Source organism: Streptomyces sp. NPDC026589 (genome assembly GCF_040638385.1).
Taxonomy (GTDB): Bacteria; Actinomycetota; Actinomycetes; order Streptomycetales; family Streptomycetaceae; genus Streptomyces.
This window is the reverse complement of the sequence record NZ_JBEZYG010000002.1, coordinates 321,546-339,223: the sequence shown is the minus strand read 5'-3', so window position 1 is coordinate 339,223 and position 17,678 is coordinate 321,546. Positions and strand designations below refer to the sequence as shown.

General features: G+C 70.2%; 13 protein-coding genes. 6 read left to right on the top strand and 7 right to left on the bottom strand.

From position 1 onward, the window contains the following. The first annotated feature begins 221 nt into the window (after nucleotides 1–221). Complete coding sequence (locus AB0F29_RS04520; protein ID WP_007456121.1) at nucleotides 222–401, top strand: hypothetical protein; 180 nt, start codon at nucleotides 222–224, stop codon at nucleotides 399–401. Nucleotides 402–505: 104 nt separating this feature from the next. Here AB0F29_RS04520 and dnaE read toward each other — a convergent pair whose 3' ends face one another. Beyond that, nucleotides 506–4,042, bottom strand: coding sequence for a DNA polymerase III subunit alpha (gene dnaE / locus AB0F29_RS04515; RefSeq protein WP_361867381.1), 3,537 nt, complete (start codon nucleotides 4,040–4,042; stop codon nucleotides 506–508). A gap of 214 nt (nucleotides 4,043–4,256) precedes the next feature. On the opposite strand from dnaE, the gene AB0F29_RS04510 reads away from it, so the two are divergent. From AB0F29_RS04510 to AB0F29_RS04500, 3 genes are all read left to right on the top strand, one after another. Next, a complete protein-coding gene (locus AB0F29_RS04510) occupies nucleotides 4,257–5,582 on the top strand; it encodes a DUF2252 domain-containing protein (protein WP_361867379.1) in 1,326 nt (441 codons plus the stop codon). Between the two features lie 85 nt (nucleotides 5,583–5,667). Beyond that, nucleotides 5,668–6,396, top strand: a complete 729-nt coding sequence (locus AB0F29_RS04505; protein ID WP_361867378.1) for a hypothetical protein — start codon at nucleotides 5,668–5,670, stop codon at nucleotides 6,394–6,396. A gap of 65 nt (nucleotides 6,397–6,461) precedes the next feature. Next, a complete protein-coding gene (locus AB0F29_RS04500; protein WP_361867376.1) occupies nucleotides 6,462–7,277 on the top strand; it encodes a DsbA family protein in 816 nt (271 codons plus the stop codon). 81 nt (nucleotides 7,278–7,358) lie between these two features. Here AB0F29_RS04500 and AB0F29_RS04495 read toward each other — a convergent pair whose 3' ends face one another. Next, complete coding sequence (locus AB0F29_RS04495) at nucleotides 7,359–7,937, bottom strand: dienelactone hydrolase family protein (protein WP_361867375.1); 579 nt, start codon at nucleotides 7,935–7,937, stop codon at nucleotides 7,359–7,361. A 49-nt stretch (nucleotides 7,938–7,986) separates the two neighbouring features. Between AB0F29_RS04495 and AB0F29_RS04490 the strand changes: the two genes are divergently transcribed. Further along, entirely contained in the window at nucleotides 7,987–9,135 is a 1,149-nt protein-coding gene (locus tag AB0F29_RS04490) for a mechanosensitive ion channel domain-containing protein (RefSeq protein ID WP_361867374.1), read from the top strand. A 20-nt stretch (nucleotides 9,136–9,155) separates the two neighbouring features. On the opposite strand, the gene AB0F29_RS04485 is transcribed toward AB0F29_RS04490, so the two are convergent. The 5 genes from AB0F29_RS04485 to AB0F29_RS04465 all read right to left on the bottom strand — a co-directional run bounded on the left by AB0F29_RS04485 (nucleotide 9,156) and on the right by AB0F29_RS04465 (nucleotide 13,699). Continuing rightward, complete coding sequence (locus tag AB0F29_RS04485) at nucleotides 9,156–10,742, bottom strand: Na+/H+ antiporter (RefSeq protein ID WP_361867373.1); 1,587 nt, start codon at nucleotides 10,740–10,742, stop codon at nucleotides 9,156–9,158. A 109-nt stretch (nucleotides 10,743–10,851) separates the two neighbouring features. Then, nucleotides 10,852–11,337: a GNAT family N-acetyltransferase gene (locus AB0F29_RS04480; protein ID WP_361867372.1), complete on the bottom strand. Its 486-nt coding sequence runs from the start codon at nucleotides 11,335–11,337 to the stop codon at nucleotides 10,852–10,854. After that, nucleotides 11,334–12,275 carry an RluA family pseudouridine synthase gene (locus AB0F29_RS04475; protein ID WP_003969718.1) on the bottom strand — a complete coding sequence of 314 codons (942 nt, stop codon included), beginning with the start codon at nucleotides 12,273–12,275 and terminating at the stop codon, nucleotides 11,334–11,336. The genes AB0F29_RS04480 and AB0F29_RS04475 overlap by 4 nt, the downstream gene beginning before the upstream one ends. A gap of 43 nt (nucleotides 12,276–12,318) precedes the next feature. Continuing rightward, nucleotides 12,319–12,909 carry a signal peptidase II gene (gene lspA / locus AB0F29_RS04470; RefSeq protein WP_361867371.1) on the bottom strand — a complete coding sequence of 197 codons (591 nt, stop codon included), beginning with the start codon at nucleotides 12,907–12,909 and terminating at the stop codon, nucleotides 12,319–12,321. Nucleotides 12,910–12,967: 58 nt separating this feature from the next. After that, complete coding sequence (locus AB0F29_RS04465; RefSeq protein WP_018957490.1) at nucleotides 12,968–13,699, bottom strand: TraR/DksA C4-type zinc finger protein; 732 nt, start codon at nucleotides 13,697–13,699, stop codon at nucleotides 12,968–12,970. 563 nt (nucleotides 13,700–14,262) lie between these two features. Between AB0F29_RS04465 and ileS the strand changes: the two genes are divergently transcribed. Next, complete coding sequence (ileS, locus tag AB0F29_RS04460) at nucleotides 14,263–17,406, top strand: isoleucine--tRNA ligase (RefSeq protein ID WP_361867370.1); 3,144 nt, start codon at nucleotides 14,263–14,265, stop codon at nucleotides 17,404–17,406. The last annotated feature ends 272 nt before the right edge of the window (nucleotides 17,407–17,678 follow it).

Below are 17,678 nucleotides of genomic sequence, written 5' to 3'. Positions count from 1 at the left end.
GCGGATCCGGAAAGGAAGAGGGAAGGAAGGGTGAGAAGCGAAGAGGGACACGTCGCGCGAGGCGCTGCGGAGACGCGGAGAGGCCGGGCGAGGGCGGCGGGACCGGGCCCCACTGCGGAAACCGCTACGCACGGTAATGATCCAACATGCGGCGTTTGCGGCGCTATGTGAATCTGGCAGCGGTCCTGGCCCCCCAGGATTCCCCACAGGAGGCATTCACCATGGCCAAGAACAAGAACCGCAAGCAGGGCAGCCAGCACGACCGCGCGTCCGCGTCGGAGCGCAGCGCGGAGGAGGCCAAGTCGACGGCGTACGAGTCGCAGAACCAGCCGCAGGCGCAGGCCCAGGGCAGCCCGTCCGACGTGGCGCGCAAGCATCAGCGACGCTTCGGCCACAACTGACCCGTCGGCCGCTCGCGGTAGAGACTGGCATCGAGGACAGCGAGAGGGGCGTCCCGCACATGCGGGACGCCCCTCCTGCCGTTCGCGTCCGGTGGCGCGTCTGCTCAGCCGGCCAGGCAGGCCGGGCCGAGCAGCACCTTCAGGTCGCCGAAGAGGGCCGAGTCGGCCTTGACCCGGTGCCGGTCGAGCCGGAGCACCGTGGTCTTGCGGGGGCCCTGGAGCTTGATGCGCACCTCGGTGTCGCCCCGGTGGTGGCTGAGCACCTCGCCGAGCCGGGTGACCATGGGCGGGGTGATCTTCACGGTGGGGATGGTGAGGACGACGGGCGCGTTGGTCCCGGCGTTGGAGATGTCGGGGACCTGCATCTCCATGGCGACCAGCCGGGGCACGTCCTCGCGCTTGTCGAGCCGTCCCTTGACGAAGACGACGGTGTCCTCGACGAGCTGAGTGGAGACCAGCTGGTAGGTGGCGGGGAAGAACATGCACTCGATGGAGCCCGCCAGGTCCTCCACGGTGGCGATGGCCCAGGCGTTGCCCTGTTTGGTCATCTTGCGCTGGAGGCCGGAGATGATGCCGCCGACGGTGACGATGGCGCCGTCTCCGTAGTCCCCGCTCATGAGCTGGGAGATCGAGGAGTCGGCCTTGTCGGACAGCACGTGCTCCAGGCCGAACAGCGGGTGGTCGGAGACGTACAGGCCGAGCATCTCCCGTTCCTGGGCGAGCAGGTAGGCCTTCTCCCACTCGATGTCGGAGAACTCCACGTCGAGCCCGAATCCCGGCTCGCCGCTCTCCTCCTCGCCGCCCCCGAAGAGGTCGAACTGTCCCTCGGCCTCCTTGCGCTTGACCTGCACCACGTTGTCGATCATCGGCTCGTGGTGGGCGACGAGGCCCTTGCGGGTGTGGCCCATCTCGTCGAACGCGCCGGCCTTGATGAGCGATTCCACGGTGCGCTTGTTGCAGACGACCGCCTCGACCTTGTCGAGGAAGTCGGGGAAGGTGCTGTACTTCCCCTTCGCCTTGCGGGACCGGATGATCGAGTCGACGACGTTCTGGCCGACGTTGCGGATGGCGGTCAGGCCGAAGAGGATCACGTCGTCGCCCTGGGCGGCGAAGTTGGACAGCGACTCGTTGACGTTGGGCGGGAGCACCTTGATGCCCATGCGGCGGCACTCGTTGAGGTAGACCGCGGACTTGTCCTTGTCGTCCTTGACCGAGGTCAGCAGGGCGGCCATGTACTCGGCGGGGTAGTTCGCCTTGAGGTATCCGGTCCAGTAGGTGACCAGCCCGTACGCGGAGGAGTGCGCCTTGTTGAAGGCGTAACCGGCGAACGGGACCAGCACGTCCCACAGCGCCTTGATCGCGGCGTCGGAGAAGCCGTTCTTCTTGGCGCCCGCCTCGAAGAGGACGAAGTTCTTCGCCAGTTCCTCGGGCTTCTTCTTGCCCATCACACGGCGCAGGATGTCGGCCTCGCCCAGCGAGTACCCGGCGACGATCTGGGCGGCCTTCTGGACCTGCTCCTGGTAGACGATCAGGCCGTAGGTGAGGCCGAGGACCTCCTTGAGGGGCTCCTCCAGCTCCGGGTGGATCGGGGTGATCTCCTGGCGGCCGTTCTTGCGCTCCGCGTAGTTCGTGTGCGAGTTCATGCCCATCGGGCCCGGCCGGTAGAGGGCCGAGACGGCGGAGATGTCCTCGAAGTTGTCGGGCTGCATCTGGCGCAGCAGGGAGCGCATCGGCCCGCCGTCGAACTGGAAGACGCCGAGCGTGTCACCGCGGCAGAGCAGTTCGTACGTCTTGGGGTCGTCCAGCGGGAGGGAGAGCATCTCCAGGTCGACGCCCTTGTTGGACTTCACCATCTTGATGGCGTCGTCCATGATCGTCAGGTTGCGCAGGCCCAGGAAGTCCATCTTCAGCAGGCCGAGCGACTCGCACTGCGGGTAGTCCCACTGCGTGATGGTGACGCCGTCGGTGTGCCGCGTCCAGAGCGGCGCGTGGTCGACGATCGGCTCGCTGGACATGATCACGCCGGCGGCGTGCACGCCCATCTGCCGGACCAGGCCCTCGACGCCCTTGGCGGTGTCGATGACCTTCTTGACGTCCGGTTCGCTCTCGTACATCCCCCGGATCTCGCCCGCCTCGCTGTAACGCGGGTGCTTGGGGTCGGTGATGCCGTTGAGGTCGATGCCCTTGCCGAGGACGTCGGCGGGCATGGCCTTGGTGAGCCGGTCGCCCATCGCGTACGGGTAGCCGAGGACGCGGGCGGAGTCCTTGATGGCGTTCTTGGCCTTGATCTTGCCGTAGGTGCCGATCATGGCGACCTTGTCGGCGCCGTACTTCTCGGTGACGTACCGGATCACCTCGACGCGCCGGCGCTCGTCGAAGTCGATGTCGACGTCGGGCATGGAGACGCGCTCGGGGTTGAGGAACCGCTCGAAGATCAGCCCGTGCTCGATCGGGTCGAGGTCGGTGATGCCCATCGCGTACGAGACGATCGATCCGGCGGCGGAACCACGGCCGGGGCCCACCGCGATGCCGTTGTTCTTGGCCCACATGATGAAGTCGGCGACGACCAGGAAGTACCCCGGGAACCCCATCTGGATGATGATGTCCATCTCGTACTCGACCTGCTTCTGCCGGTCGTCGGGGACGCCGTTCGGGAAACGGCGGCCCATGCCGACCCGGACCTCCTCCTGGAACCAGGTGATCTCCGTGAAGCCGTCCGGGATCTCGAACTTCGGCATGAGGTTCTTCGCCTCGAACATGCCGGTGGTGTCGATCTGCTGGGCGACCAGGAGCGTGTTGGCGCACCCCTGCTGCCAGGCGTCGGAGGAGTCGACGGCGTACATCTCGTCCGTCGTCTTGAGGTAGTAGCCCGTGCCGTCGAAGCGGAAGCGGTCGGGGTCCGAGAGGTTCTTGCCGGTCTGGATGCAGAGCAGGGCGTCGTGGGCGGTGGCCTCGTGGGCGTACGTGTAGTGGGAGTCGTTCGTCACGAGCGGCGGGATGTCGAGCTTCTTGCCGATCTCCAGCAGCCCGTCGCGGACCCGGCGCTCGATCTCGATGCCGTGGTCCATCAGCTCCAGGAAGTACTTGTCCGCCCCGAAGATGTCCTTGTAGTCCGAGGCCGCCTGGACCGCCTCGTCGAACTGGCCGAGCCGCAGCCGGGTCTGCACCTCGCCCGAGGGGCAGCCGGTGGACGCGATGAGGCCCTCGGACCACTGGGAGATGGTCTCCTTGTCCATTCGGGGCCACTTCTGGAGCCAGCCCTCGGCGTACGCGTCGGAGGAGAGCCGGAAGAGGTTGTGCAGTCCGGTCTTGTTGGAGGCCCAGATCGTCTTGTGGGTGTAACCACCGGATCCGGACACATCGTCGCGCTTCTGGTGCGGCTGTCCCCACTGCACCTTGCGCTTGTGTTTGCGCGACTCCGGGGCGACATACGCCTCGATGCCGATGATCGGCGTGACGCCCGCCTTCGTCGCCGAGTGGAAGAAGTCGTAGGCACCGTGGAGGTTGCCGTGGTCGGTCATCGCGATGTGCGACATGCCCATCTCGTTGCAGGCCTCGAACATGTCCTTGAGCCGCGCCGCACCGTCCAGCAGCGAGTACTGGGTGTGAACGTGCAGGTGCGTGAAGGGCGGCTTGGTCACGGCGTCGGGCCTCCGGGAAGTCGGGCGATGACGGACGGGGGGACAGCGTGGAAGTCTACGACGTGACGGAGTCGAACGACGGGCACTCCCGGCTTCCGCCGAGCGTTGGACAGGGCGGGACACCTGTCCGTTTTGTCATGCACTCAGTCAGGACCCGATCGGGCGGACCCACGGTCCGGCCAGACCCGCCAGCTACAGCAGGAGGCAGCAAGAAATGTCGGAAACGCAGACCGGCGCAGCGCAGCGCGGGGAGCAGATTCTCGCCGTTTTCGACACCGCCTTCGGGGAGCTGCTGGCCGCCGATCCGGCCGCGTTCCGGGTCAAGTTCCGCAAGATGGCGGGCTCGGCCTTCGCCTTCTACCGGGGCACGGCCTGCCTGTTCTACGGCGACCTGGAGCGGGAGCGGCACGGCGGCCCGTTCCTGGACGAGCGCACCGGCCGGGTGTGGATCCACGGCGATCTCCACGCGGAGAACTTCGGCACCTACATGGACGCCAACGGCCGCCTCGTCTTCAACGTCAACGACTTCGACGAGGCGTACGTGGGCCCCTTCACCTGGGACCTGAAGCGCTTCGCCGCCTCCGTGGCGCTGATCGGTTACGCGAAGGCGCTGGCCGACGAGCAGATCAGCGAGCTGGTGACGATCTTCGCCATCTCCTACCGCGAGCGGATCCACGCGCTGGCGACGGGCGCGAAGAACGACGAGGTGCCGCCGTTCACGCTGGACACCGCGGACGGTCCGCTGCTGGGCGCGCTCCGCGCCGCCCGGTCGCGCACGCGCTTCTCGCTGCTGGACTCGATGACGGTGATCCGGGACTTCGAGCGCCGGTTCGCGGACGGCGGCGGGTCGATCGACCTGGACGCCGCGACGCGCTACAAGGTGCTGGCCGCGTTCGACGGCTATCTGGAGACGCTCCCCGAGTCGAGCCTGACGCGCCCCGACTCCTACCGGGTCAAGGACGTGGTGGGCCGCCGGGGCATCGGCATAGGGTCCGCCGGCCTGCCCTCGTACAACATCCTCCTGGAGGGCAACAGCGACGCCCTGGAGAACGATGTGGTGATCTACCTCAAGCAGGCGCAGACCCCCGCGGTCTCCCGGCACATCACGGACGCCGCCGTGCGGGAGTACTTCCAGCACGAGGGGCACCGCACGGTGATCTCGCAGCGCGCGCTCCAGGCCCACGCGGACCCGTGGCTGGGCTGGACCGAGCTGGACGGCTCGGGTCAGCTGGTCGCCGAGGTCTCGCCGTACGCGGTCGACCTGGACTGGTCCGACATCGACGAGGCGGACGAGATCGCGGCGGTCGTCGCGGATCTGGGCCGAGCGACGGCCACGATGCACGCGGCCGCCGACGACGAGAGCGGGCACTCGCTGGTGCCGTTCTCCACCGAGCGGGCGATCGACGCGGCCATCGCGGCCGACGAGGAGAGCTTCGCACCGATGCTGGTCGACTTCGCCCACACCTACGGGGCGAGAGCCCGCGCGGACCACCAGATCTTCGTGGACCTCTTCCGCAACGGCCGGATCCCGGGCCTGTAGGGCGCCGGAGCCCCGGGCAGCCACCCCGGGGCTCTCAGCCTCTTTTAAGGTCCGCTTACCTCGGCGCATGACACACTTTCCGGCGATGGACATCTCAGGGACGCAGCTCAGGGTCGCGCGCGCGGCGGTCTTCACCGCGCTCGTCGTCACCCTGTCCACGGCGTCCCATGTGCTGCTCTCCGGGGTCCCGCTGCCGCTGACCGCGGTCGCGCTGCTCGCCGGTGGCGTCTTCGCGGTGGCGTACGCGCTGGCCGGCCGGGAGCGCGGCTTCGGGGCGATCGCGGGCCTGCTCGTCCCGCTGGAGCTGGCCGCCGACACCCTCTTCACCACGGGCCAGCACCTCTGTTACGGGGCGGCGGGCGGCCCGGTCGCGGGCACGCTGCGCGCGGTGGGCTTCGACGTCCTGTGCGGCGGCGGCGAGGTCGGCGCGGGCGGGGCCCGGATCGCGGGCGTCGGCGCGGTGGGCGCCCCGCTGGCCGATGTGGCCGGTGCGGGCGACCGTGCGGCGGCGCTGCTGGCACAGCCGGGACCGGCCGTGCCCTGGTTGCTGCTCGTCGCCCATGTGGCGGTCGGGCTGCTCGCCGCGGCCTGGCTGCGGCGCGGTGAGGCGGCCCTGGCCGGGCTGCTGCGCGCGGCGGCCCTGCTGGCGTTCCGGCCGCTGCTGGTCGCGGTCGCGGTGGTGCGCGCGGGCGTCCGGGCCGCGGCCCGCCTCTCCCGGCCCGCCGGGCGTCCGCACCCGCCGCTCACCGCCCGCCTCCTCGTGCACTGTGTGGGGCGCAGGGGCCCGCCGCTCGCGACGTACGCCGCCGCCTGAGGGCACGGCCACGCGACGACGGCAGCACCCGCCCACCCCCACACACGTACTCACGGAGAACGATCATGAGCAAGCGCAACACCCAGGCGAACAAGGCAGCGGCCCGCGAGCGGCTGCGCGCCGAGCGCGAGGCCCAGGCCAAGAAGGACAGGACCCGCAAGCAGCTCGTCGTGGCGGTCTCGGTCGTCGCCGCCCTCGCCGTGGTCGGCGGCATCAGCTACGGCGTGATGCAGCTGAACAAGCCGGACGCCTGGGAGAGCGCCGCCGACGCGAAGAACGTCACCGCGCCGAAGAACACCTCGGGCGACGACGGCACCACCGTGGTCGTCGGCGAGCCGGGCGCGCAGAAGACCCTGGAGCTGTACGAGGACGCGCGCTGCCCGGTCTGCGCCACGTTCGAGCAGGGCGTCGGCGAGACCGTCTCGAAGGACGTCGAGGCCGGCAAGTACAAGGTCAAGTTCGTCGGCGCGACCTTCATCGACAACACGGACAACGGTGAGGGCTCCAAGAACGCCCTGAGCGCGCTCGGTGCGGCACTGGACGTGAGCCCCGAGGCGTTCATGGAGTACAAGGCCGCGCTGTACTCAGCGAAGTTCCACCCCGAGGAGAGCGACGACAAGTTCGCCAAGGACAGCTACCTCATCGAGGTCGCGGACTCGGTCGAAGCGTTGAAGGGGAACAAGGACTTCCGGAAGGACGTCGAGGACGGCACGTACGACGCCTGGGCCATGAAGATGTCCAAGACGTTCGACAAGAGCGGGGTGCAGGGCACGCCGACGCTGAAGATGGACGACAAGAAGATCACGGCGGAGGGCAGCGAGAACGCCCCGATGACGGCCGACGAGTTCACGAAGGCCATCGACAAGGCACTCAAGGCGTAACGGCCTTCGTCTTCCGCGACACCCGGCGCACCGGGCAGGCCGACCGCCCTGACGCGCCGGGTGTCGGGCTTTCCGCCGGGTCTACAGGGTGGCGAGGAAGCCGAGCGCGACCTTCCAGGTCTGCTCGGCGGCCGCCTGGTCGTAGTCGTGCAGGTCGGGGTCGGTGAACAGGTGCCCGGCCCCGGGGTAGCGGTAGACCTCGACGTCCGCGCCGGTGCGCTGCATCTGGAGGTACCAGCTGTTCAGCCAGTCGTGGGACTCGAACGGGTCCGGGTCCGCGACGTGCAGCTGCACGGGGAGCTCGTCCACGGAGGCGTTCTCGGCGAGGTCCGAGGTGCCGTGGAACAGCAGCAGCCCGCGGGCCTTCGCGTCGCCGAGCGCCAGGGTCTGCGCGGTCGCCGCCCCGAGGGAGAAGCCGGCGTAGACGAGCCCCTGGTCGGAGTAGGGTGCGGCGGCCAGCACGGCGCGCTTCAGCAGCTCCTCCTTGCCGATCTCGTCCTTGTAGGCCATGCCCTCTTCCACCGTGTCAAAGGTGTGCCCCTCGAACAGATCGGGCACGCGCACCTCGTGGCCGGCGTCCCTGAGGCGCGCGGCCGCGGCGTGCACGGCGGGCCTGAGCCCGTACGTCGAGTGGAAAAGCATGATGTTCATGAGGCCCATGGTGCCATTTGTGCCCTGGGGCCCGCCCTACAGCTTGGAGGACGAGGGAATGGAGAGCGTGCTGCGCCCGCTGATCGTCATCGGCGGTTCCGTGGTGATCACCCTGCTGGTCGGCTGGCTGGTCGACCGGCTGCTGCGGCGGGCCGACAGCCGTCACCACGAGACCCCGCTGTGGGGGCTGCTGCGGCGCTGCCGCCCTCCCTTGCAGGTGGTGCTCATCACGGCGCTGCTGCGCAGCAGCTACCGCCAGATGGGCGTCGACTGGATTCGTGACCACCGCGCCGGGATCGGCCAGGTGCTGACCCTGGTGCTGATCGGCGCGTCCGCCTGGCTGGTGGTGCGGATCGCGGCGACGGTCGTGGAGGCCAGCTATGCCCGGTACGCGACGGCCGGTCGCGACCCGGCCCGGGTCCGCCGGGTCCGTACGCAGGTCACGCTGATCCAGCGGGTGGTCATCGCGGTGGTGGCGGTGGTCGCCGTCGCGGCGATGCTGCTGACGTTCCCGCCGATGCGGGCGGTCGGCACGTCGATGCTCGCCTCGGCCGGTCTGCTCGGCATCGTCGCGGGTGTCGCCGCCCAGTCGACGCTCGGGAACCTCTTCGCCGGATTCCAGATCGCGTTCGGCGACATGGTGCGGCTCGGCGACACCGTGGTGGTGGACGGCGAATGGGGCACGATCGACGAGATCACCCTGACGTTCCTGGCCGTACGGACCTGGGACGAGCGGCGGATCACGATGCCGGTCTCGTACTTCACCAGCCAGCCGTTCGAGAACTGGTCGCGCGGCGGGGTGCAGATGACCGGCACGGTCTACTTCCACCTCGACCACTCCGCTCCGATCGCGGCGATGCGGACGAAGCTGCGGGACCTCCTCGGGGACATCGCCGCCTGGGACGGCCGGGACTGGTCGCTGGCGGTCACCGACACCACGCCGACCACGATCGAGGTGCGCGCGGTGGTCACGGCGAAGGACGCGGACGACATCTGGACGGCGCGCTGCGCGGTGCGCGAGCAGCTGATCGGCTGGCTGCGCGACCACCACCCGTACGCCCTGCCGCGGGTCGCCACCTCGCCCGCCGTACTGCCGCCGGGCGAACAGTGGGCGGAGCTGACGGGTGCCGGGCCCCGGGCGGGCCGCGAGAAGGCGGAGCCCACTGACGGGGACGACTCCAGGGCCCCGCGCACGGGCCGCGGCTGAGGCTGCCCCGCTACGGCTCCTCAGCGCAGCGAGCGGAAGTCCAGATACCGCAGCACCCGGTCCACGACCTCCGGGTCGGAGCCGGGCTCGCTGCGCGCGGAGAGCACCTCGTGGCGGGCGGCCGACATCATCTCGCGCTGGACACGGCTGATCGCCCTGAAGCGTTCCGCGCGCTGTGCGTAGGCCTCACGCCGTTCCTCGTCGACCATGTCCGGGCTGATCCGGGCTCCGATGTCGTACGCGGCGCGCTGGAGCCGCTCCATGACCTCCTCGGGGAACTCCTCGACCTCCTGGATCTCCTTGAGGCGGTACTTGGCGGCCTTGGCGGCCCGGACGGCGAGGTCCCGCTCCAGTGCCTCCTCGGCGTCGGTGTCGGCCCGGACCCTCAGCTTGCGCACCAGCCAGGGCAGGGTGAGTCCCTGGAAGACCAGGGTGGCCATGATCACGGCGAACGCGATGAAGATGATCTCGTCACGGCCGGGGAAGGGCCGCCCGTCGTCGGTCTCCAGCGGGATCGCCAGCGCCAGGGCGACCGAGGCCACCCCGCGCATCCCCGCCCACCACATCACGACGGTCTCCCGCCAGCTGGTGGGGATCTCCTCGCTGACGTCACGGCGGGTGTGGAGCCGCTTGGCCAGCCAGGTCGCGGGCAGCAGGTACAGCAGCCGTACGCCGACGACGACCCCGACGACCGCGAGCCCCCAGCCGGCCATCTCCAGGGCGTGCCCGTCGGCGGTGCCGAACACGCTGTGCAGCTCCAGGCCGATCAGCCCGAAGGCCACGCCGGTCACCAGGGTGTCGACGATGTCCCAGAACGTGCGTCCGGTGAGCCGGCCCAGCACGTCGTCGGCGTCGGCGGTGTGCTCGGCGAGGAACAGCGCGACGGTCAGTACGGCCAGCACACCGGAGCCCATCAGCTCCTCCGCGAGGACGTAGGCGACGAACGGCACCAGCAGGGTCAGCCCGACCTGGAGGGTGGCGTCGCCCAGCAGGTTCATCAGCTTGATGGTGAGCCAGCCGAGGGCGAGGCCGACGGCGACCGCGACGACGGCGGAGAGGAGCAGCAGCCCGAAGGCCTCGGGGAGCGAGAAGGTGCCGCTGACGGCGGCGGCGATGGCCACGTGGTAGAGCACGATGGCGGTCACGTCGTTGAAGAGCCCCTCGCCCTCCAGGATCGAGACCAGTCGGCGCGGCAGTCCCACGGAGCCCGCCACGGCCGTCGCCGCGACCGGGTCGGGCGGGGCGACGAGAGCGCCGAGGGCGACGGCGGCGGCGATGGGCAGCCCCGGCACGATCGAGTTGGCGACCGCGGCGACGGCGGCGGCGGTGACGAAGACGAGGGCCACGGCCAGCAGGAAGATCGGGCGTCTGTTGGCGGCGAACTGCCGCCAGGAGGTGCGCTGCACGGAGGCGTAGAGCAGCGGCGGAAGCAGCGCGGGGAGAATGATCTCCGGCGGGATGTCGACGTTCGGCACGAACGGCATGAAGGCCATGGCGACGCCGATGAGGGTCATCAGCACCGGCGCGGGCAGCCCCAGCCGGTCGCCGAGCGGCACCGTGACCACGGCTCCGAGCAGCAGCAGGAGCAGCAGGGACATCTGTTCCACGAGGTGCCTTCCGGAGCGTGCGGGTCCGGCACACCACGAGCTGCCGAACAGGGTTCCCACCCTGCCACGCGGGGTACGCGATTCGGCCGATACCCTCCGCTACCGGGACTCAGGCCGGGCGGATCTCCCGCCGCATGGCCCGGTGGGGCATGCCCGCGTCGGGGAACTCGGGGCCGTACGCGACATATCCGAGCCGCTCGTAGAAGCCGAGGGCGTGCGTCTGGGCGTGCAGGTCGACGGCGGCCAGGCCCAGCGCCCGCGCCTCGTCCTCGATGGCCCGTACGAGGGCGGCGCCGACCCCGAGGCCACGGGCCTCCCTGCTGACGGCGAGCCGGCCCAGCGAGCCGGCCGCCGGGTCGCCGCCGGTCTTCCCGGCCGCGTCGGCGCCGTGCAGCAGCCGGCCCGTGCCGAGCGCGGTGCCGTCCGCCGCGACGGCCAGGACATGCACCGCGGTCGCGTCGTAGGCGTCGTACTCCAGCTCCTCGGGCACGTGCTGCTCGCCGACGAAGACCTCCTTGCGGACCTGGAAGCAGGCTTGGAGGTCGCTCTCCTCGACGGCCCTGCGGGTGCTGTACGGGGAGGGAACGGCGGTCACTGACTCTCCGCGGAGATGGTGTCGAGGGCGTGCTGGAGGTCGGCCGGGTAGGTGCTGGAGAACTCCACCCAGCTGCCGTCGCTCGGGTGCTCGAAACCCAGGCGCACGGCGTGCAGCCACTGGCGGGTCAGCCCGAGGCGCTTGGCCAGGGTCGGGTCCGCGCCATAGGTGAGGTCGCCGACGCAGGGGTGGCGGTGGGCGGACATGTGGACCCGGATCTGGTGGGTGCGGCCGGTCTCCAGCTTGATGTCGAGGAGGCTGGCGGCGCGGTAGGCCTCGATCAGGTCGTAGTGGGTCACCGACGGCTTGCCCTCGGCGGTGACCGCCCACTTGTAGTCGTGGTTGGGGTGGCGCCCGATGGGGGCGTCGATGGTGCCGCTCATCGGGTCCGGGTGCCCCTGGACGAGCGCGTGGTACTTCTTGTCGACGACCCGGTCGCGGAACTGGGCCTTGAGCAGGGTGTAGGCGCGCTCGGACTTGGCGACGACCATCAGCCCGGAGGTGCCGACGTCGAGGCGGTGGACGATGCCCTGGCGCTCGGCGGCGCCGGACGTCGAGATCCGGTAGCCGGCGGCGGCGAGGCCGCCGATGACGGTGGTGCCGGTCCAGCCGGGGCTGGGGTGGGCGGCGACGCCGACCGGCTTCATGATGACGACGATGTCGTCGTCGTCGTGGACGATCTCCATGCCCTCGACGGGCTCGGCGACGATCTGGACGGGGGCGGGCGCACCCGGCATCTCCACTTCCAGCCAGGCGCCCCCGTGGACCCGTTCGGACTTCCCGGCCACCGAACCGTCCACCTGGACCTTCCCGGCTGCGGCCAGCTCGGCGGCCTTGGTGCGGGAGAAACCGAACATCCGGGAGATGGCGGCGTCGACGCGCTCGCCTTCCAGGCCGTCCGGTACGGGCAGGGTGCGGATCTCGGGGTGCGTACTCACCTGTCGAGTATGCCTTGCGCCCGCGGGTCCCCGCGCCGGACGGTCAGTCCTTGTGCACGGTCCCGTCGGGGTCCAGGCCCTTGAAGGAGAGGATCACGATGAGGATGCCGCCGCAGACGATGGCGGAGTCGGCGAGGTTGAAGACGGCGAAGTGCTTGGGGGCGATGAAGTCCACCACCGCGCCCTCGAACGCGCCGGGCGCCCGGAAGATCCGGTCGGTGAGGTTGCCGAGCGCACCGCCCAGGAGGAGGCCCAGGGCGATGGCCCACGGCAGGCTGTAGAGCTTGCGGGCCAGCCGGATGATCACCACGATCACTCCGGAGGCGATGATGGTGAAGATCACCGTGAACGCCTCGCCGATCCCGAACGCGGCGCCAGCGTTCCGGAGCGCCCGGAACTGGAGCCAGTCGCCGATGATGTCGATCGGCGGCTGGTGCTCCAGCTTCGCGACCACGATCATCTTGGTGACCAGATCCAGCAGATAGGCCACGACGGCCACGCTCAGGAGAACGAGGACCTTCCGCTTGCCCCTGCCCGCGTTCACGGCCGCGTCGGCGGCCGTGCTGCCGGCTTCGTCCGTGCCCTCGGCCTCGGGATCGTCCGGCGTACCGATGATGCGCTCCGCCTCTGCCACGTGAGTCCCTCAACCTAGGTGCCTGCCTGAGGATGAGGGTACGACACACCAGTGCGGATCAGCCGCGCCGCTCCTGCTTCTGCTTGTCCTCGACGCACAGGGTGGCCCGGGGGAAGGCCTGCATCCGCGCCTTGCCGATCGGTTTGCCGCAGACCTCGCAGAGCCCGTACGTCCCCGCCTCCAGCCGGGCGAGCGCCCGCTCGGTCTGCTCCAGCGTCTCCTGGGCGTGGGCGGCCAGCGACAGCTCGTGCTCGCGGGTGATGTTCTTGGTGCCGGTGTCGGCCTCGTCGTCGCCCGCACCGTCGCCGGAGTCCCGCATCAGCCCGGCGAGCGCCGCACCGGAGGCCTCCAGCTCGCTGCGGAGCCGCAGCGTCTCGCTCGTCAGCAGGGTGCGCGCCTCGGTGACCTCCTCCGGCGTCCAGGGGTCCTCCCCGGGCCGGACGGCCAGCTCGTCGGGGGCGGCGGCGCGGGCCGGCGGCACGGGGGCCGTGGCCTGTGCGCCTGCTGCGGGACGACTCGCGCTCTTCTTGGCTACCACCGTGTGGGCTCCCGTCTGCTCGGCGGCCCGGGCCGCCTCCGTGGCCTTCTCCGAGGCCTTCTTGGCCGCGCTCTTCTTGGCGGTGCTCTTCTTGGCGGCGGTCTTCCTCGCCGTCGTCTTCTTGGCGGACGCCTTCTTGGCGGCGGCCTTCTTCGCCGTCCTCCTCGCGGGCGCGGGCGCCTGCTCGGCCGGCGACTCGTGGCTGCCGTCGTGCTCGGCCGCGGTCTCTTCCGCCGTCTTCTTCGCCACCATGGCCGCGGCCCCTTCACATATTGTGATCTTGCTCGCGAGTCGTGCTGGGACGATAAATCGACTCCAGCCCCGCGGCAACGGGGCACGCCGCCTTCTCGCCCCTCCCCGTATCCGGTCGTGGCGCGCCTGCCTCCGTTGTTCCCAGCTCCCCGTCCGGTAATCCGGCCCTCGGGCCCCGCCGGGAAGTCCTTGTACCCCGTCCCGCCACCCGGGTCACACCCTCGCGCCGCGGATAACCGGTCGGCCGTCGCCCGTACGGGCCCGTACACTGGGCCCAGCGAGAGGCTTGGATGGGACGAGTAGCGTCGTACGCAGCCAGAAGCGACCCGGGGACGGTGGGAGCCCGGGGGCGAGCGCGCCGTGAAGATCACCCCGGAGCCGCCGGAAGAACGCCTTGACCGATGGGCCCCGCCCACCGACGCAAGGCCACTAGACCCGGCATCGCGACCCCAATGAGGGGGCCACGGGCCTGCGCCCGGGGCCAAGGAGGGTGGTACCGCGGGAGCCGAGACGCTCTCGTCCCTCCGACGGAAGTGGAAGACGTCCGCCGGAGGAAGCCGCACATGACATCGCCGCAGTACCGCCAGGTGCCCGCCCAGGTCGACCTGCCCGCGCTCGAACACGCCGTGCTCGACTTCTGGCGGGAGAGCAAGGTCTTCGCCAAGAGCCTGGAGCAGTCCGAGGGCCGCCCCGAGTGGGTCTTCTACGAGGGTCCGCCCACCGCCAACGGCATGCCGGGCGCGCACCACATCGAGGCCCGCGTCTTCAAGGACGTCTTCCCCCGCTTCCGCACCATGCAGGGCTACCACGTCGGCCGCAAGGCCGGCTGGGACTGCCACGGCCTGCCGGTCGAGCTCGCGGTCGAGAAGGAGCTGGGCTTCAACGGCAAGAAGGACATCGAGGCGTTCGGCATCGCCGAGTTCAACGCCAAGTGCCGCGAGTCGGTGACCCGGCACACCGACGCGTTCGCCGAGCTGACGACCCGCATGGGCTACTGGGTCGACCTGGACGACGCGTACCGCACGATGGACCCGGAGTACGTGGACTCCGTGTGGTGGTCGCTCAAGGAGATCTTCAACAAGGACCTGCTGGTCCAGGACCACCGGGTCGCCCCCTGGTGCCCGCGCTGCGGCACCGGCCTGTCCGACCACGAGCTGGCCCAGGGCTACGAGACGGTCGTCGACCCCTCGGTCTTCGTCCGCTTCCCCCTCACCTCGGGCCCGCTGGCCGGTGAGGCGGCCCTCCTGGTCTGGACGACCACCCCCTGGACCCTGGTCTCCAACACGGCGGTCGCCGCCCACCCCGAGGTCCGCTACGTCGTGGCGACCGACGGCGAGGAGAAGCTCGTCGTCGCCGAGCCGCTCCTGGAGAAGGCCCTCGGCGAGGGCTGGGAGGTGACGGGCCAGTCGTTCACCGGGGCCGAGATGGAGCGCTGGAGCTACGAGCGCCCCTTCACCCTGGTCGACTTCCCCGCAGAAGCCCACTACGTGGTGAACGCCGAGTACGTCACGACCGAGGACGGTACGGGTCTGGTCCACCAGTCCCCCGCGTTCGGCGCCGACGACCTCGCGGTCTGCCGTGCGTACGGCCTTCCGGTGGTCAACCCGGTCCGCCCGGACGGCACGTTCGAGGAAGACCTCCCCCTGGTCGGCGGCGTCTTCTTCAAGAAGGCCGACGAGGCGCTCACCGCGGACCTGGACACGCGCGGCAAGCTCTTCCGCCACGTCCCGTACGAGCACAGCTACCCGCACTGCTGGCGCTGCCACACGGCGCTGCTCTACTACGCGCAGCCGTCCTGGTACATCAGGACGACGGCGATCAAGGACCGGCTCCTTGAGGAGAACGAGAAGACCAACTGGTTCCCGGACTCGGTCAAGAACGGCCGCTTCGGCGACTGGCTCAACAACAACGTCGACTGGGCGCTCTCCCGCAACCGCTACTGGGGCACGCCGCTGCCGATCTGGCGCTGCGAGGACAACCACCTGACGTGCGTGGGCTCACGCGCGGAACTGACGGAGCTCACGGGCACCGACCAGTCGGGGCTGGACCCGCACCGCCCCTTCATCGACGAGATCACCTTCACCTGCACGCAGGAGAACTGCCAACTGGAGGCGTATCGCGTCCCGGAGGTCATCGACGCCTGGTACGACTCGGGTTCGATGCCGTTCGCGCAGTGGGGCTACCCGTACAAGAACAAGGAAGTCTTCGAGAGCCGCTACCCGGCGCAGTTCATCTCGGAGGCCATCGACCAGACCCGCGGCTGGTTCTACACGCTGATGGCGGTCGGCACCCTGGTCTTCGACAAGTCGAGTTACGAGAACGTCGTCTGCCTGGGCCACATCCTCGCCGAGGACGGCCGCAAGATGTCCAAGCACCTGGGCAACATCCTCCAGCCGATCCCGCTGATGGACCAGCACGGGGCGGACGCGGTGCGGTGGTTCATGGCGGCCGGCGGCTCCCCGTGGGCGGCACGGCGCGTGGGCCACGGCACGATCCAGGAGGTCGTCCGCAAGACGCTCCTCACCTACTGGAACACGGTCGCCTTCCAGGCCCTGTACGCGCGCACGTCGGGCTGGGCGCCCTCGGAGGCCGACCCGGCCCCGGCGGACCGCACGGTCCTGGACCGCTGGCTGCTGAGCGAACTGAACGCGCTGGTCGACCAGATGACCGTCGCGATGGACGGCTACGACACCCAGCGCGCCGGCAAGCTGCTCTCGGCGTTCGTGGACGACCTCTCCAACTGGTACGTACGCCGCTCGCGCCGCCGCTTCTGGCAGGGCGACAAGGCGGCGCTGCGCACGCTGCACGAGGTCGTCGAGACGGTGACCCGGCTGATGGCCCCGCTGACCCCGTTCATCACCGAGCGGGTCTGGCAGGACCTGGTGGCGCCGGTCACTCCCGACGCCCCGGAGTCGGTCCACCTGTCCTCCTGGCCGAAGGCGGACCTGTCTTCGATCGACCCGACGCTCTCCACGCAGATGGCGCTGGTGCGCCGCCTGGTGGAGCTGGGCCGGGCCACGCGAGCCGAGTCGGGCGTGAAGACCCGTCAGCCGCTGTCGCGTGCGCTGGTGGCGGCGACGGGCTTCCCGGCCCTCTCCCCCGAACTGCGCGCCCAGATCACGGAGGAGCTGAACGTCACGTCGCTGGCCTCGCTCTCGGAGGTGGGCGGCTCCCTGGTCGACACGACGGCGAAGGCCAACTTCCGCGCCCTGGGCAAGCGGTTCGGCAAGGGCGTCCAGGCGGTGGCCAAGGCGGTGGCGAACACGGACGCGGCCGCACTGTCCCTGGCCCTGCGCGAGGGCACGGCGGCGGTGGCGGTCGACGGCGAGCGGATCACTCTCTCCCCCGACGAGGTCATCATCACGGAGACCCCGCGCGAGGGCTGGTCGGTCGCCTCGGACTCGGGCGCGACGGTCGCCCTGGACCTGGAGATCACCCCGGAACTGCGCCGCGCGGGCCTGGCCCGTGACGCGATCCGCCTGATCCAGGAGGCCCGCAAGAACAGCGGCCTGGACGTCGCGGACCGCATCGCCGTCCGCTGGACCTCGACGTCCCCGGCAACAGTGGAGGCACTCACCGAGCACACCCCGCTGATCTCCGAGGAGGTGCTCGCCCCGGACTACGCGGAGGGCGAGGCAGACGAGAGTTACGGCGAGGTGTTCGAGGACGAGGGCCTGGAGCTCACGTTCCGCCTGCGCAAGCGGTAGCCGGCACGTCTACGGGACCCGGCCGGAAGGTTTCCGGCCGGGCCCTTCCGCGTACCCCCTCGGGGGCTCCGCCCCCGAACCCCCGCGCCTCAAACGCCGGCGAGGCTATCTATAGCCCCTCCGGCGCTTGAGGAGCGGGGTCCGGGGCAGCGCCCCGGTTTCGGGAAGGGGCGGGGAGGGGAACAGCCCGCCGCAGGCGGCCCACCCGCACCCGGCAGACGCGGCCGGACCCACGCCAAAGGGCCGGGCCCCGGGAAATCCCGGGGCCCGGC